The 17400-nt window shown below is 64.6% G+C and carries 14 protein-coding genes; 11 read left to right on the top strand and 3 right to left on the bottom strand.

Annotated features, from left to right (window positions below; translation table 11 throughout):
• Positions 1-16 precede the first annotated feature (16 nt).
• Complete coding sequence (locus ACO056_RS15725) at positions 17-2533, top strand: TonB-dependent receptor (protein ID WP_421848404.1); 2517 nt, start codon at positions 17-19, stop codon at positions 2531-2533.
• Between the two features lie 46 nt (positions 2534-2579).
• Here the strand turns inward: ACO056_RS15725 and ACO056_RS15720 are convergent, their stop codons facing one another.
• Together ACO056_RS15720 and ACO056_RS15715 are read right to left on the bottom strand one after the other, a co-directional pair.
• Positions 2580-4148 (bottom strand): DUF4139 domain-containing protein, encoded by a 1569-nt coding sequence (locus tag ACO056_RS15720; RefSeq protein WP_421848402.1) that lies wholly within the window; start codon positions 4146-4148, stop codon positions 2580-2582.
• Positions 4145-5629, bottom strand: a complete 1485-nt coding sequence (locus ACO056_RS15715) for a DUF4139 domain-containing protein (protein WP_421855542.1) — start codon at positions 5627-5629, stop codon at positions 4145-4147. Before ACO056_RS15715 ends, ACO056_RS15720 begins: the two co-directional genes overlap by 4 nt.
• 255 nt (positions 5630-5884) lie before the next feature.
• Between ACO056_RS15715 and ACO056_RS15710 the strand changes: the two genes are divergently transcribed.
• The 6 genes from ACO056_RS15710 (at position 5885) to gdhA (ending at position 13008) form a co-directional block, all read left to right on the top strand.
• Positions 5885-7570: a serine hydrolase gene (locus tag ACO056_RS15710; RefSeq protein ID WP_421848400.1), complete on the top strand. Its 1686-nt coding sequence runs from the start codon at positions 5885-5887 to the stop codon at positions 7568-7570.
• 70 nt (positions 7571-7640) lie between these two features.
• Complete coding sequence (gene rplO, locus ACO056_RS15705; protein ID WP_421848398.1) at positions 7641-8171, top strand: 50S ribosomal protein L15; 531 nt, start codon at positions 7641-7643, stop codon at positions 8169-8171.
• 179 nt (positions 8172-8350) lie between these two features.
• On the top strand, positions 8351-9718 hold the full coding sequence (secY, locus tag ACO056_RS15700) for a preprotein translocase subunit SecY (RefSeq protein WP_421848396.1): 1368 nt from the start codon (positions 8351-8353) through the stop codon (positions 9716-9718).
• 66 nt (positions 9719-9784) lie between these two features.
• Positions 9785-10429, top strand: a complete 645-nt coding sequence (locus ACO056_RS15695) for an adenylate kinase (RefSeq protein ID WP_421848394.1) — start codon at positions 9785-9787, stop codon at positions 10427-10429.
• Between the two features lie 91 nt (positions 10430-10520).
• Positions 10521-11474 (top strand): SRPBCC family protein, encoded by a 954-nt coding sequence (locus tag ACO056_RS15690; protein WP_421848392.1) that lies wholly within the window; start codon positions 10521-10523, stop codon positions 11472-11474.
• A gap of 178 nt (positions 11475-11652) precedes the next feature.
• Positions 11653-13008: an NADP-specific glutamate dehydrogenase gene (gene gdhA / locus ACO056_RS15685; protein WP_421848390.1), complete on the top strand. Its 1356-nt coding sequence runs from the start codon at positions 11653-11655 to the stop codon at positions 13006-13008.
• Positions 13009-13054: 46 nt separating this feature from the next.
• Here gdhA and ACO056_RS15680 read toward each other — a convergent pair whose 3' ends face one another.
• Positions 13055-14338, bottom strand: coding sequence for an MFS transporter (locus ACO056_RS15680; RefSeq protein ID WP_421848388.1), 1284 nt, complete (start codon positions 14336-14338; stop codon positions 13055-13057).
• 392 nt (positions 14339-14730) lie between these two features.
• Here ACO056_RS15680 and rpsM point away from each other — a divergent pair, with 392 nt between their 5' ends.
• The 4 genes from rpsM to rplQ all read left to right on the top strand — a co-directional run bounded on the left by rpsM (position 14731) and on the right by rplQ (position 17270).
• Entirely contained in the window at positions 14731-15099 is a 369-nt protein-coding gene (gene rpsM, locus ACO056_RS15675) for a 30S ribosomal protein S13 (protein ID WP_421848386.1), read from the top strand.
• A 55-nt stretch (positions 15100-15154) separates the two neighbouring features.
• A complete protein-coding gene (rpsK, locus tag ACO056_RS15670) occupies positions 15155-15544 on the top strand; it encodes a 30S ribosomal protein S11 (protein WP_008065643.1) in 390 nt (129 codons plus the stop codon).
• Between the two features lie 121 nt (positions 15545-15665).
• The gene (locus ACO056_RS15665) at positions 15666-16730 is read left to right on the top strand and encodes a DNA-directed RNA polymerase subunit alpha (RefSeq protein ID WP_421848384.1); all 1065 of its coding nucleotides are present in this window, start codon (positions 15666-15668) and stop codon (positions 16728-16730) included.
• A 114-nt stretch (positions 16731-16844) separates the two neighbouring features.
• Positions 16845-17270 (top strand): 50S ribosomal protein L17, encoded by a 426-nt coding sequence (gene rplQ / locus ACO056_RS15660; protein WP_421848382.1) that lies wholly within the window; start codon positions 16845-16847, stop codon positions 17268-17270.
• Positions 17271-17400 lie beyond the last annotated feature (130 nt).

The following is a 17400-nucleotide window of genomic DNA, read 5'->3' as shown; positions in this document are numbered from 1 at the left end:
TATCGGAGAACATGAAATGCGCTTTCACCCAATTCTTCTTGCGGCTGCCAGCCCGATCGCGATCGGCATGACCGCGGTTTGCTCGCCGGCCCTGGCTCAGTCGACTGGTTCGGTCGATTTCGAAAAGGAGATCGTGGTGACCGGCACGCGCGGGGTCCAGCAAGTGGCCGGCGTGTCCGCGCCCGATACGCCCAAGGCGAAGGCCGTTCTGACGCAGGAGACCATCCAGCGCCAGAATCCGGGCCAGACGATCCTGGATACGATCAACCTCATTCCGGGCGTCAGCTTCCAGAACAATGATGCCTATGGTTCGGCCGGCGGTACGCTGAGCATCCGCGGATTCGACGCGAGCCGCATCAGCCTCACGTTCGACGGCGTCCCGCTCAACGATTCGGGCAACTACGCGATCTATTCGAACCAGCAGCTCGATCCGGAGATCATCTCGGAGGTCAACGTCAACCTCGGCACCACCGATGTTGACAGCCCTACCGCGTCGGCCGTCGGCGGCACGATCAACTACCGCAGCAAGACCCCCGATCATGAAGCCGGCCTGCTCTTTTCGGGCTCGGTGGGTGATTTCAATTTCCGCCGCGGCTTCGCCAAGATCGAGACCGGTGATCTCACCAAGAGCGGAACCCGCGCGTGGTTCTCTGCCAGCACCGCCCGGAACGACAATCCGTTCAACAACTACGGCAAGGTCAACAAGCAGCAGTACAACGCGAAGGTCTACCAGCCACTCGCCGGCGACGATTTCATCTCGATCGCCGCGCACTACAACCAGAACCGCAACAACTTCTTCGGCTCGCTCCCGCTGCGCAACGATCCCAGCCGCACCGTCGGTTCGGGTTCGGGCAACCGGTTCCCGGGCAATTCCGATGAGCGTGGCTATACGGTCAACGTTCCCTGCACGGTCGCCCTCGGGGTTACGGGCGTGGCGGACACGACGAATTCCTGCGGCACCGAGTTCGATCGTCGCTACAACCCGTCGAACACCGGCAACGTGCGCATTTCCTCGCGCTTCACGCTGGCTGATCACCTCGTGCTGACGGTTGATCCGAGCTACCAGTGGGTCAAGGCCAACGGCGGCGGCACGGTCACCGGCAATGAAGGCACCAAGACCATCGGCACCACCGCCTACACCGGCTTCATCGGCGGCAAGTACTACTTCGGCACCGATCTCAACGGCGATGGTGACAAGCTCGACGCGGTCAGCTTGCTCGCGCCCAGCCACACCCAGACGCGGCGCTTCGGCCTCATCGCCAGCCTCAAGTGGGATATCAATCCCGAGAACAGCGTGCGTATCGCCTACACTTATGACGGCGCGCGCCACCGCCAGACCGGCGAAGTGGGCACTCTGGAGTTCGATGGCGAGCCGACCGACGTGTTCCCCATCAACAAGCCGCTGATCGCATCGAACGACGTTCCCGTCGAAAAGCGCGACCGTCTTTCCTACGCGATCCTCCACCAGGTTGCGGGCGAATATCGCGGCGAGTTCTTCGGCGGCAACCTCGTGATCAATGCCGGCCTGCGCGCTCCGTTCTTCAAGCGCAACCTGACGAACTACTGCTTCGCAACCTCGGCCAGCGGCAACGTCGATTGCTTCGGTCAGGACGCCACGCTCAATGCGGCCTATGCTGCCGCCAATCCCTATTCCTACAACAGCACCACCAACAAGATCACCGGCTTTGCGCAGCCGCAGCAGCGGATCTTCAATTTCAACAAGGTGCTGCCCAACGTGGGCTTCGTCTACCGCGTCGGCGGCGGGTTCAGCCTCTTCGCCAACTACGCCAAGGGCCTCTCGGTTCCGGGCACCGACAGCCTCTACAACGCTTTCGTTTTCCCGCTCGGCACCGCGCAGGCGCAGCCCAAGCCTGAAACCACGGACAACTTCGATGGCGGCGTCCGCTATCGCACCGGCAAGGTGCAGGGCGAAATTTCAGGCTTCTACAACCAGTTCCACGATCGTCTGGCGAGCGCCTACGATCCCGAACTCGATACCACCGTCTACCGCAACCTCGGCAACGTGCGGAAGTACGGCTTCGACGGCTACGTCTCCTACCAGCCGATCCCCGCGATCAGCCTCTATGCCTTCGCCAGCGCGCTCAAGTCGGAAATCCAGAACGATGTGCAGGTCAACGCGACCACTTTCGCGGCGACCACTGGCAAGCGCGAATCCGGCATCCCGACCTATTCCTACGGCGGTTCGGTGCGCGGTTCGGTCGGGCCGTTCGATCTTGGCGTGACGGCCAAGCGCACCGGCCCGCGCTACTACAACGACGAGAATCTCCCCGTCGTTTCGGGCACGACCGAAGTCTACCCCGCGCAGATCCCTGCCTACACGCTCGTCAATCTCGATGCGCGGGTCAACCTCAAGGGCATCGGCCGCGGCAGCTACATCCAGCTCAACGTCTACAACCTGTTCGACGAGTTCTACGTCGGCGGCATTGGTGGCACGCTGCTGCATACCGCCACCTACTTCGCCCAGATCGGCGCCCCGCGCACGGTCAGCGGCACGCTTGTGCTCGGGTTCTGAGCAGGAAGCACGTTGATCAGTACCGGCCCGGACCTGAGCGCCACGCTCAGTCCGGATCGTTTACCCGGTAGCGCAAGGTCGCTTCGGAATTGCCAGGCACGTTGGTCGTCCAGGTCGGGCGGCCGAACTTGCGGGTAAGCTGCGAGGAAGGCCGCTCCAGCTTCTCCCCGTCGCTGAGACGGAGGCTGCCCTCGAATGTGACCGGCCAGGGATTGGCATTGCTGACTTTCGCCTCATAGTCGGTCCAGTTCTTGCCGGAACCGGTTTCCCTCACCGCGACATGGACTTGGGGGGAGAGGCCCAGCGTCACTTCGACATCCTCGTCCACCGCATAGTCGCGCATGCCGCCCTGGCCGACCAGCAGCAGGTCCGCGCCATTCGGCTCGAACACCGCGACCGGCCCGCCCGGCAGCGCGACACCCAGGCCCTCCTCCCTGCGGTTGCGCGCGCGCAGCTTGATCGCAGCGTTGGTATCGAGATCCGGTGTGAGATCGGCAGTGTGCCAGGTCTTGAATTTCACGCCCTTGAGCTCGTGCATCGCCACTTGCTTCTGCGCATTGGCGGCGACCGTGGTCGGGATCGGCACGCGGTAGAGCTTGAGATCGCCAAGCCCTTCCTCGGTAACTTTGACCGGCGCAGCCTGCGGCGTATCTGCCCGCCGCTTCGCCGTCACGAGGATGTCCGCCGCCTCCATCATCATGGCCGGTGCCGGTACTGCTATAGGTGGCGGCGGCACCACCATCGGCGCGGGCACTTGCGGGCGCAGGTAGCAATGGAGCACCAGCTCGCCGTCCTGCGCTTCGCGGTCCTCGCGCGCATCTTCGCGGTCCAGTTTGCCGCCGACCACCGCTGTACTGGCATCGACAAAGCTGGTGGGGTCACTGCTCGCCAGCGTTACCCATGCTATCATGTCTGCCTTGCCGGTCGCCGGGTTCAACTGCACGACATAGTTTGTCTGCCAGTCAAAGCCCCAGGCAAGGTACGAAAGGTGGATCGTCGCACGCTGCGGCGCCGCGCTTTCGGTGCGCACGGAAAGCGTCGGCCGCGCGCTCAGCCTCTCGGGCATCTCGGTATAGATGAGCGCATCGGAAATCCCGCGCCCGCAATCGGCTATCTCGAAGCCCGCCTTCGTCTGCAAGATTGCAGCGCCGTCGGGGGCGGAGCGGATCACCGCGCGCTCTTCGGTTACCGCGGCCTTGCCGTCCTTGCCGCGCTGGCGGCGCAGGATCACCGGGCGGCCAAAGGCGCGGGCATAGAGATTGCGCGCCGAAAGCAGATCGGCATCGAGGTTCTTTTCGCGCACGCCCGAAGGCAGGCCGGTCACCAGCGCGGATTCGGGCAGGATGCCGCCTGCCACGCCTTCGAAGCGGATCGTCGCGGCGCCTGCCGGAATCTCGACATTGCGTGTCTCGGTGATCAGAGCATAGCCTTCGAGCCAGCCCAAGTTCATCGCAGTATCGGCATCACGTTCGGGCGCGCGGTAGATGGTGACGCCCACCGTATCCGGTCCGGCAGAGAGCACGGTTGGCTCCCCCGCCGCCGCCGCAACGGGCGCGGCAAGCGCCATGGCCAGAGCCGCCAGAGGAAGCGCGCGCCGCACTGATGCTGCGCTCAATACCGCGTGTCGAACTGGACGGTGAGGGTCGTCTCGCCGTTCGCCGGCACGTCGAGCGTCCACGCCCGCTCATCGAGTGTGCGCTGGGTCCCCTTGACCGTTTCCGAAGGCACCCGCGTGTCGCTCCACCAGTTGTCGAGCCCGGCCTGCACCAGCTCCACTTTCACCGGGGAGGGCCGCGCATTGGTGACCTTGTAGGCCATCGTCGTGCGCCAGTAGACCTTTTGCCGTTCCACCGTCACGTCATCGGTCTTGCCGTTCACGGTCACGCGCCAGCGCCCCGTCCTCTCCCATTCGTCCGCGGTGATCTTTTCGCGGTTCTGCACCGTGGGCTGCACTTTCACGTCGAACGCCTCGCCCGTCTTGAGCGAGAGCGTCGATCCCATCGGTGTATGGTCGATCGATTTCTCGCCGATGAACTGGGGAGCCCCGCGCGCATCGCGCATGTAGACGCGCACCGTTCCTGCCGGCAGCGCATCGCCCACGCCGCTGCCTTTCGCGGTCGAAAGCTTGAGCACCGTCGCAAAGCTCTGGGCCTCGGCCGATGCACCCAGCCAGTCGTTGCGGAAGTAGTACCCCTTGCTCGCGGGAGCGCCCGCCACATCGAGGAAGCTCACCTGCTTCTGCTGCGCATTGGCCACTGTCGTGCGCCCGGCGAGGGGATAGACATAAAAGTCGCCCAGCCGTTCGCGGTTGGCGCTCTGCGTGCCGGGCACGAAGTCGATCTGGCGCTGGATCGGCCGACGTCCGCCGCCGTACTGGTTGTTGTCCTGCCCCGGCTGCCCCGCCACCAGCAACACGCGGGCATCCGGAAAGCTGGTGCCGGTGCTGTTCGTCAGCGTGATCCAGCCCTGCAGATCCATTTTCCCCTGCGCTTCGTCGAACAGCGCGACGTAGTCGGCCTTCCAGCCGAAGCCGGAGGAGAGATAGTTCAGCGTCACCGGGCGCGGCCCTGCGCTGGCCGCATTGAGCGTGATCGAAAGCGTGGGCCGGGCGCGCAGGCTTGGCGGCAGGCCGGAAAACAGGATCCGCGCGCCATAGCTCTCGAGCACCTCGATCCGGTCTCCGATCCGCACGATCGTCCCGCCGTTGTTAGCCAGCACGGTCGCCTGCTCGCGCGTCTCCGCGCCAGTGGCCGGATTGGTGCGCACGATCGTCACCGTCTGCCCGACGGCCTTGTCGAGCAGCTTCTCGGGCGAGAGGAGATCATAATCGAAGTTCTGCTCGACAATCCCGGCGTCCCCGCTGCTCAGCGTTACCGTTTCCGGCCTAATCATCGCCGAGACATCGGGAAATTCCTGCCGGTTCGTCCCCCTCTGCAGCGTGATCTGCCGCTTGTCCTGCACCAGCGCGAGATCGTTGTTGTAGATGGTGAGCGAAACGTCGCCCTGCGCGGAGCCGGTTGGGGCCATGCTTTGCGCGGCGAGCGGGGCAGGGGCCAACGCGGCAAGGCCAAGCCACACGGTGCGGGCGCGCTTCATCCTTGCCATATCGATCCTCTCGCTTTGCCGGGCCTGTCGGACAGCCCCGGCTCGAACTCTACGGAAGCAAGGCCCCCCAGGGAAGCGCATGCGCACGCCACTGTGCGCACAACCTTCGTGATCGCGCCTTGCCGTTCCCTGAACCGGTGGATGTTCCACCAAAGCGGAGGCAGTTCACTCGCCCGGTCGCTGACCTGCGGTTGACTCCTTCCTCGCCGCTCTGTCGAATGGCCGAGCCAAAAAGGGGGACGGGCAATGGATCGCAGACGCGCACTCATCTGGACAGGAGCATCGCTGCTGGCGGCGAGCACGTCGGTGCGGGCTCTGGCCGAAGTCCCCGCAGGCTCATCGCCGGTGGAGCCGACAAAGCCTGTGGGCACGCTCACCGAGCCTGAAATCGACAGCCTGGCGGAGGCTTTCCGCGCCCGGTTCGATGTCCCGGGCCTGGCCGTCACCGTTGTTCGCCCTGGCATGCCGGCCTTCGCCAAGGGCTATGGCCAGCGCAGGCTCGACCGGGCGGGCGCGGTGGACGAACACACGCTGTTTGCCGTCGCCTCCAATTCCAAGGCCTTTACTACCGCGCTGCTGGCCATGCTGGTCGATGCGGGTAAACTGCAATGGGATGCGCCAGTACAGCGCTATCTGCCGGAATTCGAGCTGCATGATCCGGTCGTCACACGCATGTTCACGGTGCGCGATCTGCTCATCCACAACAGCGGATTGCCGCTCGGGGCAGGCGACCTCATGTTCTTCCCCATGTCGAGCCACACGCTCGGCGATATCCTGCACGGGCTGCGCTATCTGAAGCCATCGACCGGCTTTCGCACCACCTTTGCCTACGACAACCTGCTCTATCTCGTGGCAGGGATGATCGTGACGCGGTTGACCGGGCTCAGTTGGGCGGACGCGGTAACCACGCGCATTCTGAAGCCGCTGGGCATGGCGGAAAGTGTGGCGGCGATCTCACGCGTGCAGGGCGAGAATGTGGCCGGTCGCCACGCGCGGCTAGGGCCGCCGGTGCGCGGAATGGGTCCGATGAAGACGGTCGCCGCCGACGAGCAGGACAAGATCGGCGCGGCGGGCGGGCTCAATACCAGCGCGCACGATGCGGCCAAGTGGCTGGCGGTGCAGCTCGCCAAGGGAAAGCTGCCCGATGGTTCGCGCTTGTGGAGCGAGGCGCAGGCCGACGAGATGTGGAAGCCGCGCACAATCGTTTCCAGCGGCAAGGGCCCCGACCCGGAGGCGCCGACCCGGCCAGTCATCAGCGCCTATGCGCTGGGCTGGGGCGTTGGCCAGTATCACGATCAGCGGCTGCTCTCGCACATGGGTGGCCTCCAGGGGCAGATCACCCAGCATGCCTTGCTGCCGGAACTGGGCTGCGGCCTTGCGGTCTACAGCAATGTCGAGGACAACTATGCTTCGGTGGGTTTGCGCAATGCACTGCTCGACAGGTTGATCGGCGCACCTGCAGCCGACTGGTTGGCCTTGGCCAGCAAACGGCGGGAGACCACCGAGCAAGATGCACTAAAGGACTGGAAGGGCGGCGGGCCGATCAAGCCCGAAGGCGCGCCCAGCCTGCCGCTGTCCGCCTATGCCGGGCGCTACCGCGATCCGTGGTATGGCGATATCGTGGTGCGCGAGGCGGGCGGCGCGCTCGCCATCGATTTCGTGCCGACGCCCGAATTCAAGGGGGCGCTCGAGGTCTGGGGGAAAGATGCCTTCCGCACGCGCTTTGCAAACACCGAGACCGAAGATGCAGTGGTCCATTTCGCTGTCGCAGCTGGCCGCGTCACCACGGTGACGATGAAGGCGCTCTCGCCGCTCGCCGATTTCAGCTTCGACTTTCACGATCTCAATTTCGTCCCCGTGCAAGGTGGCACGGGGGCCACAAAGCAGCGCCGCAAGCGCATTGCCCCGGCGGCCGCAGCGCGCAGGGGGTGACATTGCCGCCTGCTTCGCCTAAGGGCCGCGCTCCCATCAGCGCGACTCAAAGCGAAAGCGAGTGCTCCACATGACCAAGCTTAACGAACTCTCCGACAATTATGGCGCCCGCAAGGGCCGCATGCGCGTGGGCCGCGGCATCGGCTCGGGCAAGGGCAAGACCGCCGGTCGCGGCCAGAAGGGCGCCAAGGCGCGCTCGGGCGTGTCGGTCAACGGGTTCGAAGGCGGCCAGATGCCGCTTCACATGCGCATCCCGAAGCGCGGCTTCAACAACATCTTCGCCAAGGACTACGCCGAAGTGAATCTCGGCATGATCCAAAAGGCGATCGATGCAGGCAAGCTCAGCGCCGATGGCGTGATCGACCATGCCGCGCTCAAGGCCGCCGGTCTTGCACGCGGCGGCAAGGATGGCGTGCGCCTCCTCGCCAAGGGTGAGCTCACCACCAAGGCCAGCTTCCACGTCGAAGGCGTCAGCAAGGGCGCCCGCGCTGCGGTCGAAGCGCTTGGCGGCGCGGTGACCCTGCCCGAGGCAGCCCCCAGCGAGCACGAGAAGAAGACGGTTCGCCGCGAAGCCAACAAGGTGGCGAAGGCCGCCAAGTAAGGCATTCAGCGCATGCGGGGGCCGGGGGAACCTGGCCCCCGTTTGCGTTTCGGCGGTCCCGCGCCGATAAATCGCTGAACGGGGGTTCGACATTGCCGAACCCTCCCTATATGGGCTAGCCACATAGGCACTGCGACATCGCTCGCAGTCAGCCCAGCAGCAAGGCTTGAAACCCGAACATGGCATCCCGCGCCGATAACATCGCCAGCACGCTCAATCTGGCCAATTTCTCGAAGGCGACCGAACTCAAGTCGCGCATCTGGTTCACGGTGGGCGCGCTTGTCGTGTTCCGCTTCATGAGCTTCGTGCCGCTGCCGGGCGTCAATCCGATGATCCTGGCCGAGCTTTACAAGCGCACGCAGGGCGGCATCCTTGATGTGTTCAACGCCTTCTCGGGCGGCTCGCTCCAGCGCATGAGCCTGATCGCACTCGGCGTGATGCCCTACATCACCGCCTCGATCGTGGTGCAGCTGGGCTCCTCGCTTCATCCCGCGCTCGCCGCGCTGAAGAAGGAAGGCGAAAGCGGGCGCAAGAAGCTCAACCAGTATACTCGCTATGGCGCCGTGTTCCTCACCGCGATCCAGGGCTGGTTCCTCGCCGTAGGGCTTGAGGCGTTCAGCGCTTCGAGCGGCCTGCAGGCGGTGGTCGATCCCGGCTACGTGTTCCGCATCGGCGCGGTGATCAGCCTTATCGGCGGCACCATGTTCCTGCTGTGGCTGGGCGAACAGATCACCAGCCGCGGCATCGGCAACGGCACCTCGCTGATCATCATGGCCGGCATTGTCGCCCAGATGCCAACCTTCTTCGGCAACATGTTCGAGCAAGGCCGCACCGGCGCGCTCAGCCCGTTCCTGATCGCTGCGGTCATGGCGCTGCTGGTGGTTGTCGTGATCGGTATCTGCTTCTTCGAGCGTGCCACGCGCCGCCTGCTGATCCAGTATCCCAAACGCGTTACCCAGCGCGGGATGATGGCAGCAGACCGCAGCCACCTGCCGCTCAAGCTCAACACCGCAGGCGTGATCCCGCCGATCTTTGCCAGCTCGCTGCTGCTGCTGCCGCTGACGATCACGCAGTTCGCCGGCCGCTCGGTTTCGCCCGATAGCACGATGGGCCACATCATCGTCGGGCTGAACCAGTACCTCGGCCATGGCAAGCCCGTGTACATGGTGCTCTATGCGCTCGGGATCCTGTTCTTCAGCTTCTTCTACACCGCGATCGTGTTCAATCCGGAAGAGACGGCGGACAACCTCAAGCGCAATGGCGGGTTCATCCCCGGCATCCGTCCGGGCAAGAACACCGAGAAGTATCTCGATTATGTGCTGACCCGCATCACCGTGCTGGGCGCTGCCTACATCACCATTGTCTGTGTTGTGCCCGAGGCGATCATGGCCGAAACCGGCATGGGCTCGCTGTTCTTCGGCGGCACCAGCCTGCTCATCGTGGTCAACGTGACGGTGGATACCATCACCCAGATCCAGTCGCATCTGCTGGCGCACCAGTATGGCGACCTCATCAAGAAGGCCAAGCTGAAAGGCCGTATGCGCTGAGCCGGTCACCCGGGGGTCGGGTGGCGAGGCTGGAAACCGGCGAACGGTAAAGAGGGGATTGCAGGCGTGAATATCATCCTGTTGGGGCCGCCGGGCGCGGGCAAGGGAACCCAGGCGCAGCGGCTCGTCGAGCGGCACGGCATGAAGCAGCTCTCGACCGGCGACATGCTGCGCGCCGCAGTCAAGGCGGGCACACCTGTCGGCCTCAAGGCCAAGGCTGTGATGGAAGCGGGCGAGCTGGTCTCGGACGAGATCGTCTCCGCTCTTATCGGCGATGAGCTCGATGCCATGCCCGCGGGGCAGGGCGCCATTTTCGATGGCTATCCGCGCACCGCGCCGCAGGCCGAATCGCTCGATGCCATCCTCGCCTCGCGCGGCCGCGCGCTCGATCACGTGATCGAGCTCGAAGTCGACGAGGACGCCTTGGTCGAGCGGATCACTGGCCGCTACACCTGCGCCAATTGCGGCAAGGGCTATCACGACACGTTCGAGAAGCCAGCCGTCGAAGGCACCTGCGACAAGTGCGGCTGCCACGAATTCAAGCGCCGTCCGGACGACAACGAGGAAACCGTGCGCACGCGCATGGCCGAGTACCGCGCGAAGACCGCGCCCATCCTCCCCATCTACGAAGCACGCGGCATTGTCAGCCGCGTCGACGGAATGGCGGATATGGACGCCGTGACAGGTGCTATCGAGGCCATTCTCGTATAAACACCTACGCCGGGGCACCTATCCGGGTGCAGAGGCGGGGGTTCTGATCATGCGAGACAACGGGCGTTGGCTATGGGGCGCGGGCCTCATCTTGGCACCGCTTGCCCTCGCTGTCCCGGTTGCGCATGCCGAGGTCATCACTCGCAGCGAGACGGGCTTCGTGGTGCGCCTTGCCAGCGAAGTGACCGCGCCGCCGGCCGAGGCGTGGAAAACCATCCTCACGCCCGCGCAGTGGTGGCAGAGCCAACACACTTTTTCCGGCGACGCCGCCAACCTCAGCCTCGATCCCCAGGTCGGCGGCTGCTTCTGCGAAGTCCTGCCGCGTCCCGATGGCGCGCCTGCCTCGCAAAAGCCCGGCGGCGTGCAGCACATGCGCGTCGTCTATATCGAGCCGCCGCGCGCAATGCGCCTCGTCGGCGCGCTCGGGCCGCTGCAGAGCGAAGCGCTTGCCGCGACGATGACGATCACGGTCAAGCCTACCGAGAAGGGATCGCGGATCCTGTTCGAATATGTCGTCGGCGGCTTCATGCGCTACAAGGTGGACGAGATCGCGCCGGCGGTGGACCGCATGCTGACAGCGCAGCTCGCCAGCCTTTCCAGCAAGCTCGGCCCGGTTGCCGAACCCGCTGCCGCGCCGCCCGCCCCAAAGACTGCCGCTGCGCCGGAAGGCGATGCAGCGGCCGCCGAAGGGCAAGCGAAGCCGGTCGTCCCGCTCAAGGGTGCCGAGAGCTTCAGCCTTCCGCCTGCTGGCGGCAAGCCCGGGCAGAAGGCTGCAGCAAAGCCAGAGACTAAGACCGAACCCAAGCCGGACAAGCCCGTCAAGGCTGCTGCTGCACCCACCCCCCCGGCCGCGAAGGCCTCCGGCAAGGTTGCCGCCAAGCCTGCGTCCGCCGCGCCCGCAAAGGCACCGGCCAAAGCGCCCGCAAAACCGGGAGCCAAGCCTGCTGCCAAGCCATCGCCCAAGGCGCCTGATCCCGAATCCGACGCCCACCGCGATGCCAATGCGGCGTTCGATGCAGCACTCGGCGCCGCCCCCGCGCCCTGATCGCCGCGATCGCCCGGCCTGTGCGCAGGCGCACTGACGTCCGTAACAAAACCGGGTAGAACCCCGAACAGGACAAGCGCGACTCGCCGGGCACGACCTGGCGGGCGAACTGTCCTGATGCGGGTCGCACGCTAAGTCCCGAAGCCGAACAACGGCTTTGCTCTAGGGGGAGAATGCTGTGGCCGTTTCCGATCACGTCGACCTGCCGACCTTCATGGAAGGTGTCAAAAAGCGCAATCCGTATCAGCCTGAATTCGTTCAGGCGGTGCAGGAGGTTGCCGAAGACATCTTCGATTTCATGGCAGACAAGGAGCAGTATCACTCGCAACAGATCCTGCGCCGCATTGCCGAGCCTGACCGCGTCGTGTCCTTCCGCGTCTGCTGGGAAGACGATGCCGGCAACATCCGCGTCCAGCGCGGCTGGCGCGTCCAGAACAACAATGCGATCGGCCCCTACAAGGGCGGCATCCGTTTCCATCCCAGCGTCACCGAAAGCGTGCTCAAGTTCCTCGCCTTCGAGCAGACCTTCAAGAATGCGCTCACGGGCCTGCCCATGGGCGGCGGCAAGGGTGGTTCCAACTTCAATCCCAAGGGCAAAAGCGTGCGCGAGATCATGCGCTTCTGCCAGTCGTTCATGACCGAACTTTACCGCCACATCGGCGCCGACGTCGATGTTCCGGCGGGCGATATCGGCGTGGGCGGGCGCGAGATCGGCTACATGTTCGGCCAGTACAAGCGCATCACCAACCAGTTCACCGGCGTGCTCACCGGCAAGGGCCTCGAATGGGGCGGTTCGCTGATCCGCACCGAGGCGACGGGCTACGGCGCGGTCTACTTCCTCGTCAACATGCTGGCGACGAAGGGCGAGGATCTCGTCGGCAAGACTGCTGTCATCTCGGGCTCGGGCAATGTTGCCACACACGCGGCGGAGAAGATCGTCCAACTGGGCGGCAAGGTCCTCACCCTCTCGGATTCGGGGGGCTACATCCACGATCCGGACGGCATCGACCAGGCCAAGATCAACTGGGTGAAGGACCTCAAGAACGTCCGCCGCGGCCGCATTGAGGAATACGTGACCGCGTTCCCCAAGGCGAGCTTCGTCAAGGGCAAGACCCCGTGGGGCGTTCCCTGCGATGTCGCGCTGCCGTGCGCCACGCAGAACGAACTGCTGGGCGAGGATGCCAGGCTGCTCGTCACCAACGGCTGCAAGGCCGTGGCGGAAGGCGCCAACATGCCCACCGATCTTGATGGCGTGCACATCTTCAAGGCCGCGAAGATCCTCTACGCGCCGGGCAAGGCGAGCAACGCTGGCGGCGTCGCGGTTTCGGGCCTCGAAATGAGCCAGAACTCCGAACGCCGCTCGTGGAAGGAGGAGGAACTCCAGCAGATGCTCAAGGACATCATGCTCGGCATCCACCAGTCCTGCCTCGAATATGGCGATCAGGGCGGCGGCTATACCGATTACGTCAAGGGCGCGAACATCGCCGGCTTCAAGAAAGTGGCCGATGCGATGCTGGCCTTCGGGGTGGTGTGATCCGAACGGGGGAGGGGAACGCTGCCCGCGCTCTCCTCCTCACCCATTACGCCTTCGCCAGGTTACGCTGCCGCACCAGCAGCGCAAAGCTTGCTGATCCCGCCATTGCCGGGATCAGCAGTGCCACGCCCATGTGATAGCTCCCCGTCCTGTCGGCGAGCACGCCCCACAGGATCGGGCCGAAAAACGCACCACCTTGCGAGATCGTGTTGGCCATCGCGAGGCCCCCGGCGCGGTCGGCGGCGGGGATGAGGCGGCTGACCATGGCCAGCGGCAGCATCCCTGCGACCTGCGCGGCAGCGATGAACACGAGAAAGCCCGCGATCGAGCTCTCGCTGGTTCCCCCCAGCCAAAGCAGCATGAGGCCCACCGCAGCCAGCACGACCAGTCCCACATAGGCCATCAGCGTTCGGCCCACCGTCTGCCCCGCCACCGAGCCGACGAGCAGCAGCCCCAGCGCGATGGCGACGCCGCCGACCGAAACGATCCGCCCCACGCCGGCCACATCGAGCCCTGTATCGTGCGCCAGCAGCCTGGGTGCGGAAAACATGATCGCGTTGATCGCGATGAAGTTGCAGGCATTGGCCATTCCCAGCAGCAGCACATAGGGATTGGTGAGCGCGCGCAGCAGATTGTGCGAAACCTCGCCCATCACGGCAGCTTCCCTGGCCAGCGCGCCCTTCAGCCAGGCGCGTTCCGCGTCGCTCAGCCAGCGCGCGGTTTCGGGCCGATCGGGCAGGGCGAGCACCAGCACGAGCGCCAGCACCAAAGAGGGCAGCCCTTCCATGATCAGCAGCCACTGCCATCCCTGCAACCCCCAATGCCCGTCCATCGCCAGCAGCGGCGCGGCGAGCGAGCCCATCACGACGAACGACAGTGGCAGCGCGATATAAAACCGGCTGATCGCCCAGGCGCGGTGCTCGCCGGGAAACCAGCTTGAAAGGTAGAGGATCACGCCCGGGTAAAAGCCTGCTTCCGCCACGCCCAGGGCAAAGCGCATCGCGTAGAACTGCATGGGGCTATGCACGAAGGCGGTGAGGATCGAGATTACGCCCCAGGTCAACATGATCCGCGCCAGCCAGACTCGCGCCCCGAACCGCGCCAGGAGCAGGTTGGACGGCACCTCGAGCAGCGAATAGCCGACGAAGAACGCCGAAGCGCCGATGCCGTAGATCGTTTCGCTGAAACCAAGGTCGGCGTTCATCGTTGCGGCGGCAAAGCTGATGTTTGACCGGTCAACCAGCGCGACGAAATAGCTCAGCAGAATCAGCGGCAGCGTGCGCAAGGCAATCTTGCGGATCAGCGCCCGCTCGTTCAACCCAGCCGTCATTCGCAATTGCCCCCATTCGCCCGCCGGTCACGCTAGCAGGGCAGAGCCAAACGACAAGCGCACCGGCCAGAGGGAATGGTCCAATCTGGCGGACTCCTTTGACCTTGAGGCGCCGATACGGTATGATCCTCAAATCAACATCCGCGGCCGTGCCCCTCAGGCGCGAGGGCCACGCTTTCGTGCGTCTTAATGGTTGACGGTTAATTCGAATCGTCCTAAGCGCGCCATTCACTCGATACGACAAGGGTAATAGCGTCGGTTGGGAATCCTTATTTTTCAGGGTTCCTTCTGGCGAAGCTGCTTTCGTGCAACCGAGTGAACCGCGATGAGATGGGGTCTGGCCCGGCGCTTTCAGCGCTGCCGTCATCACCCTGTGGAGCATGGAGAAACAAGTGGCTCGTATTGCCGGGGTCAATATCCCCACCAACAAGCGCGTGATCATTGCGCTGACCTACATTCACGGAATTGGTGCGCACAAGGCCAAGCTGATCGCCGACAAGCTCGGCATTGATCACGCTCGCCGCGTGCAGGATCTGTCGGACGCCGAAGTGCTCCAGATCCGTGAAGCGATCGACGCGGATCACACCGTGGAAGGCGATCTTCGCCGCGAAACCGCGATGAACATCAAGCGCCTGATGGACCTGGCCTGCTACCGCGGCCTGCGTCACCGCAAGGGTCTGCCCGTTCGCGGTCAGCGCACCCACACCAACGCCCGCACCCGCAAGGGCAAGGCCAAGGCGATCGCCGGCAAGAAGAAGTAAGGCGGCTTCCTAAGCCCCGACTTCGCAGCAACTTATTTCGACAGGATTTCAGAAAATGGCTCGCGAACCTCAGCGTATCAAGCGGCGGGAGCGCAAGAACATCACCAGTGGTGTCGCGCACGTCAATGCCAGCTTCAACAACACCATGATCACCATCACCGACGCGCAGGGCAACGCCATCTCGTGGTCGTCCGCGGGCATGATGGGCTTCAAGGGCAGCCGTAAGTCGACGCCTTATGCCGCGCAGGTCGCGGCTGACGACGCGGGCAAGAAGGCCGCCGAGCACGGCGTCCGCACCCTCGAAGTCGAAGTGAAGGGTCCCGGTTCGGGCCGCGAAAGCGCGCTGCGCGCGCTTCAGGCGGTTGGCTTCACGATCACCGCGATCCGCGACGTGACGCCGATCCCGCACAACGGCGTTCGCCCATCGAAGCGTCGCCGCGTCTGATCCTGCCTCTGGCGGGGACAAGCGCGGGGCGCGTCCTGCGTTTCACGCCCGCCCACTATTCTGACCGGTGGCGGCTTCATGGCCGATCGCCTGTCTCCTCCGATAACCCTAGGGGAATTCCATGACTGTCAACATCAAGAACTGGCAGGAACTGAAGAAGCCCAACTCCCTCGAGATCAAGCCTGGCAACGACCCGAAGCGCCGTGCGACTTTCGTCGCCGAGCCGCTTGAGCGTGGCTTCGGTCTCACCCTCGGCAACGCACTGCGCCGCGTGCTGTTGTCCTCGCTGCAGGGCGCGGCCGTCACCTCGATCAAGATCGAGAACGTGCTGCATGAATTCTCCTCGCTCGCCGGCGTGCGTGAGGACGTGACCGACATCGTGCTCAACGTGAAGCAGATCGCGCTGCGCATGCAGGGCGAAGGCCCGAAGCGCCTGCAGCTCTCGGCCACCGGCCCGGGCGAAGTCAAGGCGGGCGACATCGCGGTGAGCGGTGACATCGAGGTCATGAACAAGGACCTCGTGATCTGCAACCTCGACGAAGGCGCGACCTTCAACATGGAACTGACCGCCGACACCGGCAAGGGCTACGTCCCCGCCGTGTCGAACCGTCCTGTCGATGCGCCGATCGGGCTGATCCCGGTCGATTCGCTCTACTCGCCGGTCCGTCAGGTCTCGTACAAGATCGACAACGCCCGCATCGGCCAGGAGCTTGACTACGACAAGCTCAACCTGATGGTCGAGACCGATGGCACCGTCACGCCGGAAGACGCGGTCGCTTATGCCGCGCGCATCCTGCAGGACCAGCTCTCGCTCTTCGTGCACTTCGACGACCAGCTGCCCACCGGCCACGTGCCGGCGATGGGTGGCGGCATGGCCGTCCACACGCCCGAGGAAAGCGACGCGAACCAGCTCAACCGCTACCTGCTCAAGAAGGTGGACGAACTGGAGCTGTCGGTCCGCTCGGCCAACTGCCTCAAGAACGACAACATCATCTACATCGGCGATCTCGTGCAGAAGACCGAAGCGGAGATGCTGCGCACGCCGAACTTCGGCCGCAAGTCGCTCAACGAAATCAAGGAAGTGCTCTCCTCGATGGGTCTGCGCCTCGGCATGGACATCCCCGGCTGGCCGCCGGAGAATATCGAAGAGATGGCCAAGAAGCTCGAGCAGGAACTGCTCGGCTGAACCGGATAGGGGGCGCTTCTGCAAAGAAGCGCCCCAACGGGTTCTTGGCGGCAACCCCAACAGCCGCCTGGTACGGGCTACCTGATACGGGCCCCTAACGAACGGAGAAGACCGATGCGTCACAAGCTGGGCCAGCGCAAGCTGGGTCGTACATCCTCGCACCGCCGCGCGCTGATGCGCAACATGGCGGCTGCGCTCATCAAGCACGAGCAGATCACCACCACGCTGCCCAAGGCACGTGAGCTGCGCCCCTACATCGAAAAGCTGATCACGCTGGGCAAGCATGGTGGCCTTTCGAACCGCCGCCTTGCGCACGCCCGCCTGCTGGACGACGCGCAGCTTGCCAAGCTCTTCACCACGCTGGCCGAGCGCTATGCCGGTCGCGCCGGTGGCTACACCCGCATCATCAAGGCCGGTTACCGCGCCTCGGACGCTGCTCCGATGGCCGTGATCGAGCTGGTCGACCGTGACACCGGCGCAAAGGGCCTCGATTCCGGCCCGGTGCTGACCGCGGACGAAGACGAATACGAAGCGGCCTGAGGCTGCCGGATCCCGCAAGGGACTAACTGGGGCGGTGCCGCAAGGCGCCGCCCTTTTCATTTGGGCGTTCCACACGCTCGTTCGTCATCCGCGCGAAGGCGGGAATCCTGAGCCGCACCGCACAACGCCA

Origin of the sequence: Novosphingobium sp. (assembly GCF_965228995.1) — a bacterium.
In the GTDB taxonomy this organism is placed as follows: Bacteria; Pseudomonadota; Alphaproteobacteria; order Sphingomonadales; family Sphingomonadaceae; genus Novosphingobium.
Note: the sequence above shows the minus strand (reverse complement) of the source record. Positions and strands in the feature narration are given on the sequence as shown.

Excerpts from the sequence above, each read along its gene's own strand:
- ACO056_RS15725 (WP_421848404.1), top strand. The coding sequence starts at position 17 with ATGCGCTTTCACCCAATTCTTCTTGCGGCTGCCAGCCCGATCGCGATC.
- ACO056_RS15715 (WP_421855542.1), bottom strand. The coding sequence starts at position 5,629 with ATGAAGCGCGCCCGCACCGTGTGGCTTGGCCTTGCCGCGTTGGCCCCT.
- ACO056_RS15710 (WP_421848400.1), top strand. The coding sequence starts at position 5,885 with ATGGATCGCAGACGCGCACTCATCTGGACAGGAGCATCGCTGCTGGCG.
- rplO (WP_421848398.1), top strand. The coding sequence starts at position 7,641 with ATGACCAAGCTTAACGAACTCTCCGACAATTATGGCGCCCGCAAGGGC.
- secY (WP_421848396.1), top strand. The coding sequence starts at position 8,351 with ATGGCATCCCGCGCCGATAACATCGCCAGCACGCTCAATCTGGCCAAT.
- ACO056_RS15680 (WP_421848388.1), bottom strand. The coding sequence starts at position 14,338 with ATGACGGCTGGGTTGAACGAGCGGGCGCTGATCCGCAAGATTGCCTTG.
- rpsK (WP_008065643.1), top strand. The coding sequence starts at position 15,155 with ATGGCTCGCGAACCTCAGCGTATCAAGCGGCGGGAGCGCAAGAACATC.
- ACO056_RS15665 (WP_421848384.1), top strand. The coding sequence starts at position 15,666 with ATGACTGTCAACATCAAGAACTGGCAGGAACTGAAGAAGCCCAACTCC.
- rplQ (WP_421848382.1), top strand. The coding sequence starts at position 16,845 with ATGCGTCACAAGCTGGGCCAGCGCAAGCTGGGTCGTACATCCTCGCAC.